Annotated in this window: 19 protein-coding genes; 11 read left to right on the plus strand and 8 right to left on the minus strand. The window is 70.6% G+C overall.

Annotation, left to right across the window (positions count from 1 at the left end):
* Positions 1-7 precede the first annotated feature (7 nt).
* The 5 genes from ACGFK0_RS02280 to ACGFK0_RS02300 all read right to left on the minus strand — a co-directional run bounded on the left by ACGFK0_RS02280 (position 8) and on the right by ACGFK0_RS02300 (position 4038).
* Positions 8-979, minus strand: coding sequence for a zinc-binding alcohol dehydrogenase (locus ACGFK0_RS02280; RefSeq protein WP_392898841.1), 972 nt, complete (start codon positions 977-979; stop codon positions 8-10).
* Complete coding sequence (locus ACGFK0_RS02285) at positions 936-1799, minus strand: CDP-alcohol phosphatidyltransferase family protein (protein ID WP_392898843.1); 864 nt, start codon at positions 1797-1799, stop codon at positions 936-938. Before ACGFK0_RS02285 ends, ACGFK0_RS02280 begins: the two co-directional genes overlap by 44 nt.
* Before the next feature lie 8 nt (positions 1800-1807).
* Positions 1808-2482, minus strand: coding sequence for a GTP cyclohydrolase II (locus ACGFK0_RS02290; RefSeq protein WP_392898845.1), 675 nt, complete (start codon positions 2480-2482; stop codon positions 1808-1810).
* Between the two features lie 111 nt (positions 2483-2593).
* Positions 2594-3340 carry a DNA polymerase beta superfamily protein gene (locus tag ACGFK0_RS02295; protein WP_392898847.1) on the minus strand — a complete coding sequence of 249 codons (747 nt, stop codon included), beginning with the start codon at positions 3338-3340 and terminating at the stop codon, positions 2594-2596.
* Entirely contained in the window at positions 3337-4038 is a 702-nt protein-coding gene (locus ACGFK0_RS02300; protein ID WP_392898849.1) for a DNA polymerase beta superfamily protein, read from the minus strand. The genes ACGFK0_RS02295 and ACGFK0_RS02300 overlap by 4 nt, the downstream gene beginning before the upstream one ends.
* 208 nt (positions 4039-4246) lie before the next feature.
* Between ACGFK0_RS02300 and ACGFK0_RS02305 the strand changes: the two genes are divergently transcribed.
* From ACGFK0_RS02305 to ACGFK0_RS02355, 11 genes are all read left to right on the plus strand, one after another.
* The gene (locus ACGFK0_RS02305) at positions 4247-5593 is read left to right on the plus strand and encodes an ABC transporter substrate-binding protein (protein ID WP_392898851.1); all 1347 of its coding nucleotides are present in this window, start codon (positions 4247-4249) and stop codon (positions 5591-5593) included.
* A gap of 5 nt (positions 5594-5598) precedes the next feature.
* Positions 5599-6609: a carbohydrate ABC transporter permease gene (locus ACGFK0_RS02310; protein ID WP_392898854.1), complete on the plus strand. Its 1011-nt coding sequence runs from the start codon at positions 5599-5601 to the stop codon at positions 6607-6609.
* Complete coding sequence (locus ACGFK0_RS02315; RefSeq protein WP_392898858.1) at positions 6606-7436, plus strand: carbohydrate ABC transporter permease; 831 nt, start codon at positions 6606-6608, stop codon at positions 7434-7436. Before ACGFK0_RS02310 ends, ACGFK0_RS02315 begins: the two co-directional genes overlap by 4 nt.
* 62 nt (positions 7437-7498) lie before the next feature.
* Positions 7499-9139: a glycoside hydrolase family 13 protein gene (locus ACGFK0_RS02320; protein WP_392898861.1), complete on the plus strand. Its 1641-nt coding sequence runs from the start codon at positions 7499-7501 to the stop codon at positions 9137-9139.
* Positions 9140-9149: 10 nt separating this feature from the next.
* Positions 9150-10196, plus strand: coding sequence for a LacI family DNA-binding transcriptional regulator (locus tag ACGFK0_RS02325; protein ID WP_392898863.1), 1047 nt, complete (start codon positions 9150-9152; stop codon positions 10194-10196).
* A gap of 176 nt (positions 10197-10372) precedes the next feature.
* A complete protein-coding gene (locus tag ACGFK0_RS02330; RefSeq protein WP_392898866.1) occupies positions 10373-11665 on the plus strand; it encodes an ABC transporter substrate-binding protein in 1293 nt (430 codons plus the stop codon).
* A 103-nt stretch (positions 11666-11768) separates the two neighbouring features.
* A complete protein-coding gene (locus ACGFK0_RS02335; RefSeq protein WP_392898869.1) occupies positions 11769-12758 on the plus strand; it encodes a carbohydrate ABC transporter permease in 990 nt (329 codons plus the stop codon).
* A complete protein-coding gene (locus ACGFK0_RS02340; protein ID WP_392898872.1) occupies positions 12755-13657 on the plus strand; it encodes a carbohydrate ABC transporter permease in 903 nt (300 codons plus the stop codon). Before ACGFK0_RS02335 ends, ACGFK0_RS02340 begins: the two co-directional genes overlap by 4 nt.
* A complete protein-coding gene (locus tag ACGFK0_RS02345; protein WP_392898875.1) occupies positions 13654-15078 on the plus strand; it encodes a GH1 family beta-glucosidase in 1425 nt (474 codons plus the stop codon). The genes ACGFK0_RS02340 and ACGFK0_RS02345 overlap by 4 nt, the downstream gene beginning before the upstream one ends.
* 37 nt (positions 15079-15115) lie before the next feature.
* Positions 15116-16126, plus strand: a complete 1011-nt coding sequence (locus ACGFK0_RS02350; protein WP_392898878.1) for a LacI family DNA-binding transcriptional regulator — start codon at positions 15116-15118, stop codon at positions 16124-16126.
* 317 nt (positions 16127-16443) lie between these two features.
* Positions 16444-16929 carry a nucleoside deaminase gene (locus ACGFK0_RS02355; RefSeq protein ID WP_392898880.1) on the plus strand — a complete coding sequence of 162 codons (486 nt, stop codon included), beginning with the start codon at positions 16444-16446 and terminating at the stop codon, positions 16927-16929.
* 60 nt (positions 16930-16989) lie between these two features.
* On the opposite strand, the gene ACGFK0_RS02360 is transcribed toward ACGFK0_RS02355, so the two are convergent.
* From ACGFK0_RS02360 to ACGFK0_RS02370, 3 genes are all read right to left on the minus strand, one after another.
* Positions 16990-17334, minus strand: a complete 345-nt coding sequence (locus ACGFK0_RS02360) for a hypothetical protein (protein ID WP_392898883.1) — start codon at positions 17332-17334, stop codon at positions 16990-16992.
* A gap of 73 nt (positions 17335-17407) precedes the next feature.
* Complete coding sequence (locus ACGFK0_RS02365) at positions 17408-17800, minus strand: SSI family serine proteinase inhibitor (RefSeq protein WP_392898885.1); 393 nt, start codon at positions 17798-17800, stop codon at positions 17408-17410.
* A gap of 345 nt (positions 17801-18145) precedes the next feature.
* On the minus strand, positions 18146-21139 hold the full coding sequence (locus ACGFK0_RS02370) for a glycoside hydrolase family 3 C-terminal domain-containing protein (RefSeq protein WP_392898887.1): 2994 nt from the start codon (positions 21137-21139) through the stop codon (positions 18146-18148).
* Positions 21140-21168: the final 29 nt, after the last annotated feature.

Here is a 21168-nt window from a genome sequence, read left to right on the forward strand (position 1 = left end):
AAAGGACTCAGTAGGTGATTCGGTGGCAGAGGGCCGGAAGTTCACCGCTCGCCAGGCGGGGCATGACGCGCGGCAGGTCGCCGAAGGCGCTCTCGCCGGTGATCAGCGCGTCGAAGCCCGGGTTCGCGAGCAGCCGCAGCGCCAGCGCCAGCCGGTCGGCGAAGCTCCGCCGCGCCCGGCGGGCCGGCGGCACCGCCCCGACCTGGCTGCCCCGGACGGTCAGCCGCCGCGAGTGGAAGAACTCGCCCAGCGGGACGCTGACCCGCCGGTCGCCGTACCAGCTCAGCTCCACGACCTGCCCCTCCGGCGCGAGCAGTTCCAGCGACCGGGCCAGCCCCGCGTCGGTCGCGCTGGCGTGGACCACCAGGTCGCAGCCGCCCTCGGCCTCCTCGGGCAGGACGAACCGGACGCCGAGCGCCCGCGCGACGGCGGCGCGGGACGGGTCGGTGTCGACCAGCTGGACGTCGCCGCCCGGGAACCCCGCGAGGACCCCCGCGACCGAGCAGCCGACCATCCCGGCGCCGACCACGGCGATGCGGTCGCCGACGAGCGGCGCCGCGTCCCACAGCGCGTTCACGGCGGTCTCCACCGTCCCGGCCAGGACGGCCCGCTCCGGCGGCACCCCGTCCGGGATCGGGCTGACCGCGCCCGCCGGGACGACGTACCGCGTCTGGTGCGGGTAGAGGCAGAACACGTGCCGGCCGGCCAGCTCCGGCGGGCCGTGCTCGACCACGCCGACGTTCAGGTACCCGTACTTGACCGGGCCCGGGAACGTCCCGTCCTGGAACGGCGCCCGCATGATCGCGTGCTGGTTCGGGGGGACGCCGCCGCGGAAGACGATCGACTCCGTCCCCCGGCTCACCCCCGAGCAGACCGACCGGACGACCACCTCACCCGGCCCCGGCTCCGGCAGGACGACGTCGCGGATCTCCCCGTTACCGGGCGACCGGATCCAGAAGGCGCGGGCTTCGCGCTCCATCCGTGCTCCTCCCCCGGCTCCCCCGACTTCCCCGATCGTTCCGGCCGCCCCGGCTCCGCCCGTCCCCCGGCCGGCCCGCGTGCCGCCGCGTGAACAGCCACGCGACGTCCCGTCCGAACGACCACACCAGCAGCGCGAGCGCCGCCGCCACGAGCGTCCCCGCGTACGGGACGACGCCCGCCGCGGCGACCGTCAGCGCCACGCCCTGCACCACCGCGACGCCCTTGCGGGCGATGCTCGGCCGCAGGTCCGCGCGCAGCCACGGCGCCGCCCACGCGGCCGCGCCGAACACGTACCGCATGGCCCCGATCGCCAGCACCCACGCCCCGGCGGACCACGCGACCTGCACGCTCAGCACCAGCACGAGGAAGGCGTCGACCTCCATGTCGAACCGGGCCCCGAGCTTCGAGGCCGTCCCGGTGCGCCGGGCGACCTGCCCGTCCACCCCGTCCAGGACGAGCGCCACCGACGCGATCGCGACCAGCGTCCACGTGTGTCCGGCGCCCATCAGCTGCGCCGCCACCAGGGCCGTGACACCGCCCGTGAGAACGACGCGTCCCAGCGTGACGTGATCGGCGGGCCCCAGCGTCCGCCGCCGGTGGAACGCCCCGCTGAGAACGCCCCACGACACCAGCGCGTACACGGCGCCCGCCGCCACGCCCGCGAGGCCGGGCCGCAGCAGCGCCAGCAGCGCGAACTGCACGCCCACCGCGGCCGCCAGCTCGACGCCCCGGGTCGGCGTCAGCCGCCTCCCGCGCGGCGTCCCGGCGGTGTACAGGATGCCCGCCGGCGCCGTCCTCATCGGCCGCGCGGCCGTCATCGGCCGCGTCATCCGTGGACCTCGCTGACCGGTGCCTCACCGAGAGCTCCGTGGTCCAGCCCGGGGACGTCCAGCTGCGGGAGGTCGTGGCCGAGGCGGTCGCGTTTGGCGGTGAGGTAGCGGACGTTGTCGTCGCTGACCGGGACGAGGAGCGGCACGCGCGCCGCGACGGCGACGCCGTAGGACTCCAGCGCGCTCACCTTGACCGGGTTGTTCGACAGCAGCCGCACCGACCGGACCCCGAGATACCGCAGGACGCGCGCCGCCGGCCCGTAGTCGCGGACGTCCACCGGCAGCCCGATGGCCGTGGCGGAGTCCACGGTGTCGAGGCCCTGGTCGTCCTGCAGGATGTGGGTGCGGACCTTCGCCACCAGCCCGATGCCGCGTCCCTCGTGCCCGCGCAGGTACACCAGGGCACCGGCGCCTTCGCGGACGATCGCGTCCAGCGCCGCGCCGAGCTGGTCCCCGCACTCGCAGCGCGTGGCGGCGAAGATGTCGCCGGTCATGCACTCGGAGTGCGTCCGCACGAGCACGTTCTCCCGGCCCCGGATGTCGCCCCGGACGAGCGCCATGTGCTCGTGCCCGTCGACCGGGTCCCGGAACGCGACGGCGCGGAACACGCCCCGCCGGGTCCTGAGATCCGCCTCCGCGATGTCCTTTTCGTCGATGCCCTGGTCCCGCATCGCTCCCCTTCCTCGGCTCCGCAATCACCCGTGGTACGTGGCGGACACACCAGGTGGTTGCGTTGAACAGTCCGTATATCCCAGTGGCACGGAGGGGAGGCACCGCAAGGTTCAGCTTAGGCGCGTGCGGACCACGAGATCGTGCACGGCAGGGAAGTTCTGGGCATGTTCCGGGAGGTCACTGCGGTCTCGTTCCTCTGCGAGGCGGGCGGTGAGCGCGTCCAGGTCGGCCTTGAGGCGGGAGGCGGCGGGCGCGTCCCCGGGCACGGCGCCGTGTTCGGCGGCGCGCTTCGCCTCGATCAGGTCGGTCAGGTAGGAGGGCCCGTCGCCGGTGAGGCGCGTCAGGTCGGCCTCGATCTCGCCCGCCCGCATCAGGTGGATGCCCGTCAGCAGGACCCGGAACGTGTAGAGCAGCGGCTTCAGCTCGTTCGTCTCCTCGAACGCCTTCCGCTGGGACCGCGCGAACCCCAGGTAGTGGTGCGCGTGGTTGGAGGTGAGCAGTCCCGGGACGAGTTCCCTGAGCTCTTCGTGCACCGGCGACGTGGTGACGACGAGCGGCGACATGACCTGTTCCAGGACGTACCCGTTGCGCCGCAGGAGGAGTGTGCAGAACTTGGCCAGGTCGTGGGTGACGACGTCGGCCTCCACTCCCGCGTGGTCCCACATCAGCGTGACGGTCTGATCTCCCGTCTCCAGGCCGACGATCTCTTCGAGCGGCAGCAGGTGCACGCCGCGCAGGTCGACGTCGGAGTCCCTCGACGGGAAGCCGTACAGGTGGGCACCGCTGACCGTGACGAACGCGCGGGGGTGGGGGTGGTCGGCCTCGAGGCGATCGAGCAGGCCTTCGGGGAGGTTCACCAGTCCACGCTCCTGCGTCGTACGGAGATCAGCAGTGCCTCGACCTTCGCGCGGTCGGGTTCGGCGGGCAGCGGGCTGCCGTCCAGGGCACTGTCCAGGTCGGCGGTGAGGGTGGCGCGCCAGGTCTGGATCTCGTCCCAGCCGACCTCGCCGCGGCGGACGGCGAGGAGCCGGTCGCGCAGGTCCTCGACGTCCACGCGCGGTTCGCCGTGCCGGACGAGGTGCAGGCCGCTGACGAGCAGCCGCAGCATGTGCATGACGTGCTTCCAGCGCGGCACGCCGCCGTTGCGCAAGTCGCCTTCGAGTTTGCGGAACTGCGCCTCGGCGTAGCGGAGGAACGTGCGGTGCGCGTGCCGGGACAGGAAGGCGGGCCGGACGGCGAGAAGCTCCTCGCCGACCGGGGTGACCTTCTCCACGAGCGGCGACCACAGGCACTCCAGGACGGTCGGGTTGGCGGCCAGGGCCAGCTCGCAGAACCGCTCCAGCTCCCAGGAGAACTGCTCGGGCAGCGGGCCGTCCAGATGGGTGGGCGGTTTCGTGAAACCCCAGAACAGCGGGGCCGGCGCCGCGTAGACGCCGCGCCGGTCGACGTCGCTTTCACCGGTCGCCAGCCCGTAGGCCCGCGACCCGGTCACGACCGACAGGATCGTGTGGTCGCGGACGAGGTCGAGTGCGCTGCCGTTCACGGGGTCGTCCACGGGGGCAGCCTGGCGCAGGCGTCGCGGCGTGTCGACCGGGTTTGCCACGAGCCCTGTAAAGAGTTACAGATTGGCCACGGACTTGCTGAAAGTTTCTGCAAGGTGTTTACGAGACTGAAACGCGTTGCTAACGTCCCGCTCCAGCCACCCCAATCCCGGAGCGGCGGGACGGCGTTCCCCGAAGACGCGTCCCGCGAAGGAGGACACCATGCGGCGCATCCCCCCGATCGCCGGCATCGTCTGCGCGGCCCTGGCACTCTCGCTCACCGCCTGCGGCGGCGATGACGGCGGCGGCCCGCAGGGCGGCACCAGCGCGGAGAGCCTGCAGGGCCGCGGGCCGATCACCTTCGTGACCGGCAAGGACCGGTCCGGCAACCTGCAGAAGCAGGTGGACGGCTGGAACGCCGGCCACCCCGAGGAGCGGGTCCGCGTCATCGAACTGCCGGACGAGCCGAACGACCAGCGCCGGCAGATGATCCAGAACGCCACGACGAAGTCGGACGCCTACTCGGTGCTGAACCTCGACGTCGTGTGGACCGCCGAGTTCGCCGCCAACCGCTGGCTCACCGAACTGCCTATGGCGCCTTCGTCCGGGGGGTCTGGGGGGTCGTCCCCCCGGACGGAGAACGACAAGATCGAACTGTCGGCGATGCTGCCCGCGACGATCAAGACCGGGCAGTACCGGGGCCGGCTCTACGCGGTGCCGTCCACGTCCGACGCCGGGATGCTCTACTACCGCAAGGACCTCCTCGACAAGGCCGGGGTCCCGGCGCCGCCCAAGACCTACGACGAGATGTGGGACGCCTGCGACAAGGTGCGGAAGCTGCCCGAGGGCGAGGACGTCGACTGCTACTTCACCGAGGTCAACAAGACCGAGAGCATGACGATCAGCGCGGTCGAGGCGATCGCGGCCGCCGGCGGCTCGATCATCGGCGAGGACGGCAAGCCCGCGCTGAACACGCCGCAGGCCGAGCAGGGCGTCGAGTTCCTGGTGAACGCCAAGAAGACCCGGATGCCGGACGAGGCCGTCACGCTCGACACCGAAGGCGGGCGCCGCCACTTCCAGTCCGGCAAGCTGCTGTTCCAGCGGCAGTGGCCCTACCAGTACGCGCTTGCCGACTCCGAGGACGGCTCCTCGGAGGTGGCGGGCGAGTTCGCCGTCGCGCCGCTGCCCGGGCCGGACGGCCCCGGCGTCGCCAACCTCGGCGGGCACAACCTCGCGATCTCCGCGTTCGCCGAGAACAAGGCGACCTCGCTCGACTTCATCCGGTACCTGACCAGTGCGGCCGCGCAGCGCGCCAACCTGCTCGCGACCTCGCAGGCGCCGACCATCACCGCGCTGTACGACGACCCGGAGATGGTGAAGAAGTTCCCGTACCTGCCGGTCCTGAAGCAGGCCATCACGAGCGCCAGGCCGCGTCCCGTCGCGGTCAAGTACGGCGACGTCACCGCCGCGATCCAGGGTGAGATGTACGACGCCGTCACCGGCAAGAAGCCCGTCGAGCAGGCCCTCTCCGACCTGCAGGCCAAGCTTCAGCCGCTGACGGCGCAGTGAGCGGCATGACCGCGACGCACGACGAGAGGCCGTCCGCCGCGGGCACCCCCGCGGCGGACGCGCGACGCGGGCCCCGGGCCAGGAGCGACGTGCAGGGGACGAAGCGGCTCGCGGCGCTGCTGCTGTCCCCGACGCTGCTCGTCCTCGCGCTCGTCATCGGCTACCCGGTCCTCGCCGGTTTCCGCGAGTCGCTGTACGCGCGGGGCGAGGGCCTGGACGCCCAGGGGTTCGTCGTGGAGGGCGACCGGTTCGCCGGCCTCGGCAACTACACCGCCATCTTCCAGGGCGACCAGGCCGAAGCGTTCTGGAACGCCTTCGGCAACACCACGTTCTTCACGATCACCACCGTGACTCTGGAGACCGTGATCGGCGTCGCCATGGCGCTGATCATGCATCAGGCGTTCCGCGGACGGGCGATCGTGCGCGCCGGCATCCTCGTCCCGTGGGCGATCCCGACCGCGATCTCCGGCCTGCTGTGGCGGTGGATCTTCCAGGCGGACGGCGCCGCGAACGCGGTGCTGCGCGAGCAGATCCTGTGGACCGCCGACGGGTTCCCCGCCAAGATGGCCGTCGTCATCGCCGAGGTGTGGAAGACCTCCCCGTTCATCGGGCTGCTCGTCCTCGCCGGCCTGCAGATGATCCCCCGCGACGTCTACGAGGCGGCGCGGGTGGACGGCGCCGGCCCGGTCCAGCAGTTCTGGCGGATCACGCTGCCGCTGGTCAAGCCCGCGCTGCTGGTGGCCGTCCTGTTCCGCATGCTGGACGTGCTGCGGATGTTCGACCTGCCCGCCGTCCTGATCGGCGTCAACCAGAGGTCCGTGGAGACCCTCACGATGATCGCCTGGTTCGAGGCGTCCAACCTGCGGTACGGGTCGGCGGCCGCCTACGCGACCGTCCTGTTCCTGTACATCGCGCTGATCGCGTACCTGTTCGTGAAGCTGCTCGGCGCCGACATCATCGGCGAGGCGCGCCGGCACACCGGGCGCGGCGGCAGGCGGAAGAAGGTGGCCAAGTGAACGGCTCCCTCACCCGCCGGACGCTGTCCTACCTCGGGTTCGCCCTGGTCACGATCTACTGCCTCGCGCCGTTCTACTGGATGACGATCTCGGCGTTCCGCCGTCCGCAGGACCAGTTCGACAACACGATCGTCCCGGTACGGTGGTCGTGGGAGAACTTCTCCGCGGTGTTCTCCGGCGACAACGGATTCGGCCGCGCGCTGCTGAACAGCGTCATCGTTGCCGGGAGCACGACCGTGCTGACGCTGCTGATCGGCACGTTCACCGCGTACGCGCTGGCCCGGCTGCACTTCCGGTTCAAGAACGCGGTGCTCGGGCTGATCATCGCGACCACGATGTTCCCGGGAATCTCGCAGCTGGTCCCCTTGCTGAAACTCTTCACCGGCATCGAGTGGATCAACACCTACCAGGCGATGGTGCTGCCGAGCCTCGGGTTCGCGCTGCCGCTGTCGGTCTGGCTGCTCACGGCGTTCTTCCGGCAGCTGCCGTTCGAGCTGGAGCAGGCGGCGATGGTGGACGGCTGCACCCGCGGCCAGGCCTTCCGCAAGATCATCATTCCGCTGGCGGCGCCCGGGGTGTTCACCACGGCGATCCTGACCTTCATCGCCGCGTGGAACGAGTTCCTCATCGCACTGTCCATGGTCAACAAGAAGGAGATGCAGACCGCCACGGTCGCGATCTCCAAGTTCACCGGCGTCTCGGGGTTCGACCAGCCGTTCGGCACCCAGATGGCGGCGGGTGTGATCGTGACCGTCCCGCTGATCGCCGTGGTGCTGGTCTTCCAGCGCCGGATCGTCGCCGGCCTCACCGCCGGCGGAGTCAAATGAACCGAAGTGACCGACCGACGTGCGCCCAGTGCACCCGACGGCTCCCGATTCGAAGGATGTTCATGACCCAGGACACCCTGATCGTCCCCGCCGAAGACCTCGGAGGGGGCGGCACCCGCTGGTGGCGCGACGCCGTCATCTACCAGGTGTACGTGCGCAGCTTCGCCGACTCGGGCGGCGACGGCGTCGGCGACCTGCCGGGCGTCCGGGCCCGGCTGCCGTACCTGGTCGGCCTCGGCGTGGACGCGCTGTGGCTGACCCCGTTCTACGTCTCCCCGATGGCCGACTTCGGCTACGATGTCGCCGACTACCGCGACGTCGACCCGCTGTTCGGCACGCTCGCCGACGCCCGCGACCTGATCGCGGACGCGCACGCCCGCGGCCTGCGGATCATCGTGGACGTCGTCCCCAACCACACCTCCGACCGGCACGCCTGGTTCCAGGCCGCGCTCGCCGCGTCCCCCGGCTCCCCCGAGCGCGCCCGCTACGTCTTCCGCGACGGGCGGGGACGCGGCGGCGCCGAACCGCCCAACGACTGGGAGTCGGTGTTCGGCGGCCCCGCCTGGACCCGGCTGCCGGACGGCCAGTGGTACCTGCACCTGTTCGCCCCCGAGCAGCCCGACCTGAACTGGGAGAACCCCGAGGTCCACACCGAGTTCACGGACATCCTGAAGTTCTGGCTCGACCTCGGCGTCGACGGCTTCCGCGTGGACGTCGCGCACGGCATGGCCAAGGCGCAGGGGCTCCCGGACGTCGGCCACACCGACCAGGTCGAGATGCTCGGCACGGCCGTCCTGCCGTACTTCGACCAGGACCCCGTCCACGACATCCACCGCGAATGGCGGCGCCTGCTCGACTCCTACGACGGGGAGCGGATCGCCGTCGCCGAGGCGTGGGCGCCGACGCCCGAGCGCCTCGCCGCCTACACCCGCCCGGACGAACTGCACCAGGCGTTCAACTTCCACTACCTGACCGCGCCCTGGGAGGCGTCCGGGATGCGGAAGGTGATCGACGAGTCGCTGCGCACCGCCGGGGCGGTCGGCGCGCCCGCGACCTGGGTGCTGTCCAACCACGACGTGAAACGGCACGTCACCCGGTACGGCGACGGGGAGCGGGGCCTGCGGCGTGCCCGCGCGGCGGCGCTGCTGACGCTCGCGCTGCCCGGTTCGTCCTACGTCTACCAGGGCGAGGAACTCGGGCTGCCGGAGGTGCTCGACCTGCCGGAGGAGTTCCAGCAGGACCCGCAGCGGCTGCGCGGGGAGGGCGCGGGCCGCGACGGCTGCCGCGTCCCGATGCCGTGGGAGGGCGAGGAGCCCCCGTTCGGGTTCGGCGCGGGCGCCGGGTCCTGGCTCCCGATCCCCACCGCGTGGCGCGACCTCACGGTCGCCGCGCAGAACGCCGACCCGGGCTCGATCCTGTCGCTCTACCGCGAGGCGCTGCGCATCCGGCGGGAACATCCGGCTCTGGGCGACGGCTCGCTGCGCTGGCTGGCGGGTCCAGCGGGCACACTGTTGTTCGTCCGGAAAACCGCGGACGAGGGGGGCGGGCGGCTCGCGTGTGCCGTCAACATGGGCGGCCGTACCGTGCGCATCCCCGCGTACGGGACCCCGCTCCTCGCGAGCGGACCGGTCCACGCGGACGGGGATCACGTAGAGCTGCCCCCGGACACCGCACTGTGGTGGGACGTCAAGGAGGAAGGCTAATTTGAAACCCATGACGACACGCCTGGCGGACATCGCGGTACATGCCGGGGTGAGCGAGGCGACCGTGAGCCGCGTGCTCAACGGCAAGCAGGGCGTGTCCCCGACCACGCGCCAGGCGGTGCTGACCGCCCTGGACGTGCTCGGCTACGAGCGCCCGGCCCGGCTGCGCCAGCGGCGGGCCGGGCTGATCGGGCTGATCATCCCCGAGCTGACCAACCCGATCTTCCCGGCGTTCGCCGAGGTCATCGAGAGCGCACTGGCCCGGCACGGGTACATGGCGGTGCTGTGCTCGCAGGCGCCGGGCGGCGTCGCCGAGGACGACTACATCGAGATGCTGCTGGAGCGCGGCGTCGCCGGGATCATCTTCGTCAACGGCCTGCACGCCAACGCCAACTCAGACCGCGCCCGGTACGCGCGGCTGCTGGAGCAGGCGCTGCCGATCGTGCTGGTGAACGGGTACCGGCCCGACATCGACGCCCCGTTCATCTCCAATGACGACGTGGCGTCGCTGGAGGCGATCGTCGCGCATCTGGCCGCAATGGGCCACCGGCGGATCGGGCTGGCGATCGGCCAGGACGTGTACGTGCCGACGCGGCGCAAGACCGAGGGCTTCCGGCGCGGGATGGCGGCGCACACCGACCTGGCACCGGACGAGGTGGACGAGCTGATCGTCAACACCATGTACACGGTCGAGGGCGGGCAGGCGGCCGCGTCCCGGCTGCTCGACGCGGGCTGCACGGCGATCTGCGGCGGCAACGACATCATGGCACTCGGCGCGATCCGGGCAGCGCGGCAGCGTGGTCTGCGAGTCCCCGCGGAAGTCTCGGTGACCGGCATGGACGACTCGCTGCTGACCGCCTATCTCGACCCTCCGCTGACCACCGTCCGGCAGTCGGTGCGGGAGATGTCGATGGCCGCCGTGAGCACCGTCCTGGACGAGATCCGCGGGGCCCGCGCACCCCGTACGGAGCTGCTCTACCGGCCGGAACTCGTCGTCCGGCGGTCGACGGCGCCGGCCCCGGCGGCGGCCCGGCTGACACCCGTGAAGGACGGTTGACCGGGTACTGACCGAAGGTCGGATCGGGCCTGACCAGCCTCCCGCCTCGGCTAGCTTGTTGTAACGGTTGTGTTTCGGCGCATTGACAGTGAGCCCAGTCACGGTCTTTCATCCGTGGGAGCGCTCCCACACACTGGAAGTCACCAACCTGAGAGGGGTCCGCCATGAGGGCCATCATGCGACGCGGACTGAGTACGGCGATGGCGGCGGTACTCGTCGGCGGACTGGTCGTCGCCTGCGGCGGGGACGACGACGGAGGCGGCTCGGACGGCGGTCCGGTCGAGCTCACCGTCGACGTCTTCGGCGAGGCGGGATACGAAGAGATCGCCAAGCAGTACGAGCAGTCGCACCCCAACGTCACCGTCAAGCTGCGCAAGGTCTCCAGCCTCGACGAGTACAAGCCGCGCATCCAGCAGTGGATGTCCACGGGCAGCGGCGCCGGCGACGTCGTCATGCTGGAGGAGGGCATCCTGCCGCTCTACATGCAGCAGCCCGACAAGTTCGTCAACCTCTTCGACCACGGCGGCAAGGCGCTGGAGAAGAACTTCCTGCCGTGGAAGTGGCAGATGGGCATCAGCCCCGACGGCAAGCAGCTCGTCGGACTCGGCACCGACGTCGGCCCGCTCGCCATGTGCTACCGCAAGGACCTGTTCGAGAAGGCCGACTTCCCCACCGAGCGCGAGGAGGTCGGCAAGCTCTGGCCGACGTGGGACGCGTTCCTCGCCAAGGGGCAGGAGTTCCAGGAGAAGGTCCCCGACAGCAAGTGGCTGGACGGCCCCACCGCCGTCTTCCGCGCCACCGTCCTGCAGAACGCGGGCAGCGGCCCCGGGTACAGCTTCTTCGACAAGGAGAACAACCTGGTCTTCGACAGCAACCCGGCCGTGAAGCAGGCGTTCGACACGTCGCTCAAGTTCGAGCAGAACAAGCTCACCGCCGACATGTCGATCTTCACGCCGCCGTGGCAGAACGGGCTCAAGCGCGACACGTTCGCCACCCTGCCGTGCCCGTCCTGGATGCTCGGGGGCATCGAGGAATTCTCCGGTGAGGCCGGCAAGGGCAAGTGGGACGTCGCGACCATCCCGGGCGGCTCCGGCTACTGGGGCGGCTCGTGGCTGGCCGTGCCCAAGCAGACCAAGCACGCCAAGGAGGCCGCGGAGCTGGCCAAGTTCCTGACCTCCCCCGAAGGCCAGGTCGGCGCGTACAAGGCGGCGAACGTCTTCCCGTCCTCGCCGCAGGCCGCGCAGGACCCGGCGGTCGCGGGCGCGAAGAGCGAGTACTTCAACAACGCCCCGGTCGGCAAGATCTTCGGTGAGCTGGTGGCCTCGGTGAAGCCGGTCCACCTCGGGCCGAAGAACGAGGACGTGCGGGCCGCGGTCGAGAACGTCCTGGTCTCGGTGGGCCAGGGCAAGCAGGACGCCGGCGGTGCCTGGACCAAGTCCGTCGAGGAGGCTGAGAAGGCCGCCAGGTAACCCCCGGCGACCTCCAGACCACGGCGGCGGCGCCGTGCCGATACCTCCCCGCCGGCGCCGCCGCCGTACCCATCTTCCCGTCCTCGGAAAGGAGGCGCACGACGTGACCACCGATCTGCGCCCCAGCCGGAACGGCCCCCCGCCGCCCCCGCCGGCGAAGGCCCGCCCGGGGGCCGGCCGCACCTGGCGGGCACGGCTGGCCAAGCTCGACGTGAAGGGCGCACCCTACGCCTTCATCTCGCCGTTCTACCTCGTCTTCCTCGTCTTCGGCGCGTTCCCGCTCGTCTTCACCCTCTGGGTCTCCCTGCACGAGTGGGAGCTGGCGTCGGGGACCCGCGAGTTCGTCGGGCTCGAGAACTACGACTACCTGCTGACCGACGCCGACTTCTGGCACGCCACGGTCAACACCATCGGGATCTTCCTCATCGCGACCGTCCCGCAGCTGATGCTCGCGCTGATGATCGCCAACGCCCTGAACCGGCGGATGCGGATGCCGACACTGTTCCGGATCGGCATGATCGCCCCGCTGGTGACCTCGACCGCCGCCGTCGCGATCGTGTTCACCCAGATGTTCGACAAGGACTGGGGCATGATCAACTGGGCGATCGGTCTGGTCGGCATCGACCCGATCGCCTGGAGCAGCAGCCGGGGCTGGTCCTGGGTGGCCATCGCCCTGATGGTCGACTGGCGCTGGACCGGCTACAACGCGCTGATCTACCTGGCCGCCATGCAGGCGATCCCGAAGGACCTCTACGAGGCCGCCGCGATCGACGGCGCGTCCCGGATCCGGCAGTTCTGGCAGATCACCGTCCCGATGCTGCGTCCCACGATCATCTTCACGGTGATCATCTCGACGATCGGCGGGCTGCAGCTGTTCACCGAACCCGTCCTGTTCAGCATCCACACGCCGAACAAGATGGACGGCGGCCCGCTCCACCAGTTCCAGACCATCACGATGTACATGTACGACAACGCGTTCGGCAGCGACCGGTACGGCTACGGCGCCACCGTCGCCTGGGCCCTGTTCGTGATGATCATCGTGTTCTCCCTGATCAACTTCCTGGCAGTGCGGCGCACGGGAGGCACCAAGTGACCACGCTCCTGGCCGGCCCCGGCAGCCGGCGCCCCGAGGGCAAACACGCCGCCCCACCCCCCGGTCGCTTCCGCGGACTGTGGAACGCCAGCCCGCTGACCTACCTCACGCTGGTCGTCGCGCTGGTGCTGTCGATCTTCCCGATCTACTGGATGATCGCCGTGGCGACCCGCACCAACGACGTGGTCGCCGACGTCCCGCCGCCGCTGCTGCCCGGCGGCAACGGCGCCGAGAACGTCGACCGGCTGTTCGGCAACCCCGACGCCTACTTCGCGCAGGGCCTGCTGAACTCCGCGATCGCCTCCGGCGTGGTGACGATCTCCACGGTGTTCTTCGCCTCGCTCGCCGGGTTCGCGTTCGCCAAGCTGCGCTTCCGCGGCAAGAACGGGCTGCTGCTGATCATCATCGCGACGATGATGATCCCGGTGCAGATGGGCATCATCCCGCTCTACATGATCATGGTGGAGCTGGGCTGGCAGAACCAGCTGCAGGCCGTCATCGTCCCGTTCCTCGTCACCGGGTTCGGCGTGTTCATGATGCGGCAGTACGCCGAGCAGGCCGTCCCCGACGAGCTGATCGAGGCGGCCCGCGTCGACGGATGCACCACGTTCGGCATCTACTGGCGCGTCGTCCTGCCGGCGCTGCGGCCCGCCGCGGGCGTCCTCGGCCTGTTCACGTTCATGCAGACCTGGAACGAGTTCATGTGGCCCCTCGCCGTCCTTAACCCCGACAACCCGACCGTGCAGCTGTCCATCAACAACCTGGCGAACGCGCACTTCCAGGACTACACGCTCATGTTCGCCGGCACCAGCGTGGCGGTCCTGCCGCTGCTCGTCGTGTTCATCATTTTCGGCCGCCAGATCATCGGCGGAATCATGGAAGGTGCTGTGAAAGCGTGACCTCCCTCAAGGACGACACCGGCGCGGCCTCGACCGCACAGTTCCCGACCGGTTTCCGCTGGGGGGCCGCCACCGCCGCCTATCAGATCGAGGGCGCCGCCGGCGAAGGCGGACGCGGCCCGTCCATCTGGGACACGTTCTGCCGCACCCCCGGCAAGGTGCTCGGCGGCGACACCGGCGATGTCGCGGTGGACCACTACCACCGGTTCCCCGAGGACGTGGCGCTCATGTCCGACCTCGGGCTGACCGCGTACCGGTTCTCGATCTCCTGGTCCCGGGTGCAGCCGTCCGGGACCGGGGCGTTCAACCAGGAGGGCGTCGACTTCTACCGGCGCCTGGTCGACACGCTGCTGGAGGCCGGCATCGAGCCGTGGCCGACCCTCTACCACTGGGACCTCCCGCAGCCGCTGGAGGACAAGGGCGGCTGGCCCGAACGGGAGACCGCCCACCGGTTCGCCGAGTTCGCGTCGCATGTGCACGCCGCCCTCGGCGACCGGGTCCACCACTGGACGACCGTGAACGAGCCGTGGTGCGCGGCGTTCCTCGGCTACGCGTCCGGGGAGCACGCGCCGGGGCGTCTCGACCCGTCCGCCTCCCTGCTCGCCGCCCACCACCTGATGCTCGGCCACGGCCTCGCGGTCGAGGCGATGCGGGCCCGCCACCCCGACAACCGGTTCGGCGCCGCCGTCAACCTGTACGCGGTCTCCCCCGCGACCGACGACCCCGCCGACGTCGACGCGGCGCGCCGCATCGACGGGCTGCAGAACCGGCTGTTCCTCGACCCGCTGCTCCTCGGCCGCTACCCCGAGGACGTCCTCGCCGACACCGCCCGGTGCGGGTTCGCCCCGGCGGACGGCGACCTGGCCGTGATCAACCAGCCGATCGACCAGCTCGGTATCAACTACTACTCGCGGCACACCGTCGCGGGCACGCCCGGCGAGGCGGCGCAGACCGCGTCGTCGCCGTTCTCCACGCACTCCCCGTGGGTCGGCAGCGACCATGTCCGCTTCGTCCCCGCCGGGCGTCCCGTCACCGGGATGGGCTGGGAGATCGACGCGGACGGCCTGCACGAGGTCCTCACCCGGCTGCATCGCGAATACCCGTCCGTCCCGCTGTACATCACCGAGAACGGCGCGGGCTACGACGAGACGCTGGACGGAAATGGCACGGTCCAGGACGAGGGGCGCATCGCCTATATCGACGCGCATCTGCGGGCGTGCCACAGCGCCATCGCCGACGGAGTACCGCTCCGCGGCTACTTCACCTGGTCCCTGCTGGATAATTTCGAGTGGGCTTGGGGCTACTCCAAGCGTTTCGGGCTGGTCCACGTCGACTACGCCACGCAGCGCCGGGTGCCCAAGGACAGCGCACGATGGTACGCAGGGGTGATCCGGCGGGGCGGTCTGCTCGAACAGGGCTGACACGCACGGGGCGGACGGTACGGACAAAGGGGGCTAGATGACGGGCAGCAGCACCCGTCCCACGCTGGAGGCGGTCGCGGCGCGGGCGGGCGTCGGGCGCGGCACGGTATCGCGGGTGGTCAACGGGTCGCCACGGGTCAGCGCGCAGGCCCGCGAGGCCGTGCTGAAGGCGATCGAGGAACTCGGGTACGTACCGAACCGCGCCGCCCGCACGCTCGTCACCCGCCGCACCGACACCGTGGCGCTCGTCGTCGCCGAGTCCGACCAGCGGCTGTTCGACGAGCCGTACTTCGCCGGGATCATCCGGGGAATCAGCAACGGCATCGGCGAAACCGGGCTGCAGCTCCTGCTCGCCCTCGCCCGCTCCCCCGCCGAGTACGGGAGGCTGGAGGAGTACCTCACCACCCAGCACGTGGACGGGGTGCTCCTCACCTCCCTGCACGCCGAGGACCCCCTGCCCGCCAAGCTGGAGGCCAACGGCGTCCCGACCGTCCTCGGCGGCCGCCCGCCGGGCCTGTCGCCGGTCAGCTACGTCGACGTCGACAACCGCAGCGGCGCCCGCGAGGCCGTCGGCCACCTGATCTCCGGTGGCCGGCGGCGCATCGCCACCATCGCCGGCCCCCAGGACATGGGGGTGGGCATCGACCGGCTGGCCGGCTACCGGGAGGCCCTCGCCGCCGCGGGCCTGCCCGAGCACATCGAGTACGGCGACTTCGGCGAAGCCAGCGGCATCGCCGCCGCGGAGAAACTGCTGGCCGCCGAGCCGGCCCTGGACGCGGTGTTCGCCGCCGACGACCCCATGGCGCTCGGCGCGCTGCGCGTCCTGCACCGGCACGGCCGCCACATCCCCGAAGACGTCGCGGTGATCGGCTTCGACGACTCGGCCGCCGCACCCCTGGCCGACCCGCCGCTCAGCACCGTCCACCAGTCGCCGGAGGAGATGGGCCTGGAAATGGCCCGCCTCCTGGTCTCCCGCATCCGCGGCGAGACGGTCGAGGACCCGGTCGTCATCCTCCGCCCCCACCTGGTGATCCGAGAATCCGCGTAGTTTCTTGCATTTCCCTTGGCGGTCGGGCCCTGGAGGCCCTCCCTTCGGCGGGAAATGCGGTGCGATCGCTGTATTTGCTTGCATTTCCCTTGGCGGTCGGGCCCTGGGGGCCCTCCCTTCGGCGGGAACTGCGGTGCGATCGCTGCATCGCTTCGGCTCGCCTTGCGGCTCGCTGCGCGATCAGGTTTCTTGCTTCGCTCGAAACCTGCCTTCGGACGCGATCGCGACGATTGAGGTCGGTGCGTGGCCGGGGCGGTGGCCGGGGTCGCTGACAGGCACTTGGGCGGTGAACTGGGGCGGAAGCCTATGATCGGTTGATGGGCTATGAACCGACCGCCGCCGAGCTCGTCCATCTGAACCGCTGCGTCGAACTCGCGGCCGAGGCGCTGGAGTCGGCCGACGAGCCGTTCGGGTCGGTGCTGGTGTCCGCGTCCGGCGAAGTCCTGTTCGAGGACCGCAACCGCACCGCGGACGGCGACGAGACCCGCCACCCCGAGTTCGAGATCGCCCGCTGGGCGGCCCGCAACCTCACCGCCGACGAGCGCCGCGACGCCACGGTGTTCACGTCCGGCGAGCACTGCCCGATGTGCTCGGCCGCGCACGGCTGGGTCGGGCTCGGCCGCATCGTCTACGTCCTCTCGTCCGCGCAGCTGACCGCGTGGCGCACCGAACTCGGCGTCCCGCCGGGGCCGGTCACGTCCTTCCCGATCCAGGAGGTCGTGCCGGGAATCCGGGTGGACGGCCCGGTCGCCGCGCTGGAGTCCGCGATGCGGGACCTGCACGTCCGCGCCTGCACCCCGTGACATGCGGCGTGCCGCCCTCCATGGTCGGCGGACGAGGACGGCACGCCGCGGCTCAACCGGTCACCGCCTGGCCGGCGCCTCCGGGCGGGCGGTCAGCGCCTCCAGCCGCTCGACCGCCGCACGCCAGTCGCACGGGACCCGGCACCGCGTCGTCCGGTGCCCGCGGTAGGTGAGCGTGTAGGTGAAGTGGTCGGCCACGTCGCATCCCGCCGCCGAAGAAGTCGTGGTGACGACGCGGCCCAGCGCGTCACGCAGGCCGCGCATCTCCTCCTCCTTGAGCGCGACCTTCGCGCCATTGACGACGGCGCCTCCCGCGGCATCGACGGTCACCCGTTCCCGAATTCCAGCGAATCCTCCGGAGCGCTCGTAGGTGACCAGAACATCCGGCCCGGTGAAAGCGAGCATTTTCGCCCTCCTTTTCATGCGGGCCGCCGGACGGCACCCCGCTTCCCCATTCCGGCGGCCCGCGGTCCGTGGGTTATCCGCCGAAGAGGATTCCGCCGGTGTCACGCATGGCGGCGCACCGGTTCGGATAGGTCCGGGCGAAATGGCGTGGCTCGCCGCGCCAGGTGCCGTCCGCGCTCACCCGGACGGGCGCGTGTTCCAGCGTGCACGGCCCCTCCCGCCGGGGGATCCGGGCCACTCGGCCGTCGGCGAGTTCGAGCTGGTCACAAGCCTGTGATGCGGCGCGGAGCGTCCCTCCGTCCGGCTCGCACCACAGGGTCCGCGCGGTGACGGGACCCTCCTGCGGCGCCACCATCAGCAGGTAGGCGCCAAGGGGTTCCTCCGCCAGCGCCGGCGCGGCGTGCACGAGGACCGCCATTCCGGCCACCGCGGCGGCCCACCGGAAACGGGCACGCGACATGTGCATGTCTTCCTCCCTGGATTGCCCGCCGCGATCTGCGGCAATGGCCGGCGAGGACGTCGATTTGTGGTGGACGTCCCGCCGCATCCAGACATTAGGCGCCACAAACTCCCACAAACAAGACCGTCTTCCGTCCCAACCTGGCCACCCGTCAATACTTAAATCAAGTCTGCCCGATCGTGCAATGCACATTGCCACCGAATGACCAGAAAATGTGCTACCGGGAGGCCGGACCGCACCCCGTCCATCCTGGACTCCCGCTTGAGCGCGTGGGCGGAGACGTCCTCTGACGCGTACGTGATTCCTCGCCGGCCCGCCCCGGCCGGGCCGGGGCGGGGCGGGCCAGGGAATTCAATGGGTGAGGGAGAAGGTGCTCAGGCGGGTTTCGCCGGTGAAGACCAGGTAGACGTCGTGGTCTCCGCGGGCACCGGTGACCGGTGCAGTGATCTCCTTGTAGGTGTACTCGTCTCCGGTGGACGGGACGTCCAGGGTTCCCGCGACGGGGCCGTCGGGTGCGTCCAGTCGGACCTGGATCGTGGTGGCGTTCGTGCCCGCGACACGGGCCGTGATCTTGCCGGTGGACCGGCCGAGGTCGGCGTCTGCGAACTTCAGCCAGGAGTTCGCGGTGCCGGCGACGGCGTCGCCCTCGGCCTTCGATTCGTCGACCAGCTCGATGCCGCCGTGGTCGTCGAAGTCGGCGGCTCGGGTGGTCGTGGACAGGTTCCGGTCGGGGATTCTCTCGCCGCGCACGTTGAGGTGGGCGCGGCGCCGGATGTCGGCGGACGAGGAGCCGAACAGCAGGTCGTGCTTCGACATCTCGACCGTCCACCGGTTGCGGGTGACGTCCCAGATCGCGAGGTCGGAGGCGCGCAGCCGGAATGTCGCCGTGACCGTCTCCCCGGGCTTCATGTGGATCTTGTCGAAGGCGCGCAGCCTCTTCACCGGCTGCTTCACCCGCGACTTCAGCTGGTGGGTGTAGAGCTGGACGACCTCGTCGCCGGCCTTCCTCCCCGTATTGGTGACCGGGATCGTGACGGTCACCGTTCCGTCGCGGCTGACGGAACGGCTGCTGAGGCGCGGCTCGCCGTAGCGGAATGTGGTGTACGAGAGGCCGTACCCGAACGGGTAGAGCGGCTTGCCCTTGAAGTACTGGTAGGTGCGGTCGGTCTTGATGATGTCGTATTCGAGGATGCCGGGCAGGTCCTTCTCGGAGCGGTACCAGGTTTGCGGGAGTTTCCCGGACGGGCTTTCGTCGCCGAAGAGAATGGATGACAGGGCGTTGCCCGTTTCGGCGCCGGCGTGACTCGTCCACAGGATCGCCGGGACGTTCTGCTGCTCCCAGTTGAGCGTCGTCGGGTAGCTGTTCTCCACCACGACGACCGTGTTCGGGTTGGCCTCGCGGACGGCCTTGATGAGTTCCGACTGTCCTTCGGCGAGCGCCATCGTGGTGCGGTCGTGGTCTTCGCGGCCGTTGATGAACGGCATGCTGCCGACCACGACGACGGCGGTGTCGGCGCCGGCCGCCGCCTTGACGGCGGATTCGACGCCGCTGCTGACGACGTCCTTGGCGAACCGGGCGGCGTCGTCCTTGGTGGTGAGTACGAGCGTGCCGTCGTCGTTCGTCTTCACGTAGGTCTTGGAAGGGTCGGCCCAGTCGTACGCCTTTTCGTAACCGGCGTAGCGGATCAGGTATTCGCCGCCGTCCTGCTTCTCCAGCTTGAACATCTGCTGGACGAACCAGTCGTTCGGCTGGTCCTGGTCGTTGGCGAAGGTGTCGCCCCAGTTGTGGCGGCCGACGACCTTGCCGTTGGCTGCGCTGCGCAGGGTCACGATGCCCTGGCCCCAGTCGAACACGTCGAACTGTGCCGTCGCGTCGGCGGGCGTGGTGGGTCCTGTTTTGAGGACGGCGCCGGCGCCGGTTCCACCGGCGATGTACGCACCGGTCTCGACGTCCTTGAGCGCGATCCGGTCGACGCCCTCGCTGGACGTGACGTTGCCCGCGCCGGCCTTGTTCCTGATGCCGTCCAGCGGGGTGACCTCGTACGGGAGGTCACCCGAGTACCAGTCGGTGTAGAGGGTGTCGGAGAGCTGGCCGACGACGGCGACCTTGCCGGACGAGATGGGCAGCGTCCCGCCCTTGTTCTTCAGCAGCACCATCTGCTCGGCCGCGGCCCTGCGGGCCAGGGCGCGGTGGGCGGGGCTGTCCACGACCTCCTTGGTGATCTTCGCGTACGGGCCGCCGCCCGGGTCGAACTCGCCGAGCCGCACCCGGATGCTGAGGATGTGGCCGACGGCGCGGTCGATGTCGGATTCGGCGAGCAGCCCGCGCGACAGCGCCTCCTTGACCGCGTTGATCGTGATGGACGAGTCGGTGTTGTCGGTGGTGAAGCTGTCCACGCCGGCCTTGAGGACGGCCGCGTCGGCGGTGGCGAGGTCGGGGAAGTACTGCTGGGAGCCGACGAGGTTGTTGGGCCCGCCGGCGTCGGTGACGTTGAACAGCGTCCGGTCCGTCCAGGAGCGGATGAGGCCGCCGGCGTCGGGCGTGACGGTCGCGGGACGGCCGTTGACCAGGTTGTAGGCGGTCATGACTCCGGTGGCGGCGTCGCGGGTGACCGGGATCCGGAACGGGACCTCGTCGTACTCCTTGCTCACCCGTGGCCGCAGGCTGGAGGACGTCCGGTCGCGGCGGATCTCGTTGTTGTTGGCCATGTAGTGCTTCAGCACCGGGGCGGCCTTGAGGTGGGCGGGATCGTCGCCCTGCATGCCGTGGCCGTAGGCGGTGGCGAGGAGGCCGGTGAGCAGCGGATCCTCGGAGTAGCCCTCCTCGTTGCGGCCCCAGCGCGGGTCGCGCAGCAGGTTGACGACGGGCGCCCACAGCTGCAGGCCCCAGACGTCGGGGTTCTCGCCGTGGTAGCCGCGGGCCTCGGTGCCGACCGCGGAGCCGATCTGCTTGAGCAGCTCCGGGTCCCAGGTCGCGCCGAGCCCGACCGACTGCGGGAACACGGTGCCCTCGGCGGTCACGACGGCGCCGCCGTCGTGGACGTCGGTGGACCACGCGACCCCGTGCAGCGCCTCCGTGCCCGTCTTGAACCGGTCGATGCCGAGCCGCGGGATCGCGGGCTGGTACTGGTGGAGCAGGGAGATCTTCTCGTCGAGGGTGAGCCGCCCGACCAGGTCGCCGACCCTGGCCTGGACGGACAGGCCCGGGTCGCGGAACGGAAGGGTCTCGCGGGCGGCGGCGGGGGCCGTCCACGCGAGGGGGGCCGCCAGCACGACGGCCAGGACGAGGGTCAGGGACCGGCTGCGCCGGCCGGGGGGACGGGGGGTTCGATGGTGTCTGGGCATCGGTACTCCTCTGGACTGGCCCCCGAGCA

This window comes from Spirillospora sp. NPDC048823 (assembly GCF_043198445.1).
Classification (GTDB): Bacteria; Actinomycetota; Actinomycetes; order Streptosporangiales; family Streptosporangiaceae; genus Spirillospora.

Coding starts and splice junctions, on each gene's coding strand:
- ACGFK0_RS02280 (WP_392898841.1), bottom strand. CDS start 979: ATGGAGCGCGAAGCCCGCGCCTTCTGGATCCGGTCGCCCGGTAACGGG.
- ACGFK0_RS02285 (WP_392898843.1), bottom strand. CDS start 1,799: ATGACGGCCGCGCGGCCGATGAGGACGGCGCCGGCGGGCATCCTGTAC.
- ACGFK0_RS02290 (WP_392898845.1), bottom strand. CDS start 2,482: ATGCGGGACCAGGGCATCGACGAAAAGGACATCGCGGAGGCGGATCTC.
- ACGFK0_RS02305 (WP_392898851.1), top strand. CDS start 4,247: ATGCGGCGCATCCCCCCGATCGCCGGCATCGTCTGCGCGGCCCTGGCA.
- ACGFK0_RS02310 (WP_392898854.1), top strand. CDS start 5,599: ATGACCGCGACGCACGACGAGAGGCCGTCCGCCGCGGGCACCCCCGCG.
- ACGFK0_RS02320 (WP_392898861.1), top strand. CDS start 7,499: ATGACCCAGGACACCCTGATCGTCCCCGCCGAAGACCTCGGAGGGGGC.
- ACGFK0_RS02325 (WP_392898863.1), top strand. CDS start 9,150: ATGACGACACGCCTGGCGGACATCGCGGTACATGCCGGGGTGAGCGAG.
- ACGFK0_RS02330 (WP_392898866.1), top strand. CDS start 10,373: ATGCGACGCGGACTGAGTACGGCGATGGCGGCGGTACTCGTCGGCGGA.
- ACGFK0_RS02350 (WP_392898878.1), top strand. CDS start 15,116: ATGACGGGCAGCAGCACCCGTCCCACGCTGGAGGCGGTCGCGGCGCGG.
- ACGFK0_RS02355 (WP_392898880.1), top strand. CDS start 16,444: ATGGGCTATGAACCGACCGCCGCCGAGCTCGTCCATCTGAACCGCTGC.
- ACGFK0_RS02360 (WP_392898883.1), bottom strand. CDS start 17,334: ATGCTCGCTTTCACCGGGCCGGATGTTCTGGTCACCTACGAGCGCTCC.
- ACGFK0_RS02365 (WP_392898885.1), bottom strand. CDS start 17,800: ATGCACATGTCGCGTGCCCGTTTCCGGTGGGCCGCCGCGGTGGCCGGA.
- ACGFK0_RS02370 (WP_392898887.1), bottom strand. CDS start 21,139: ATGCCCAGACACCATCGAACCCCCCGTCCCCCCGGCCGGCGCAGCCGG.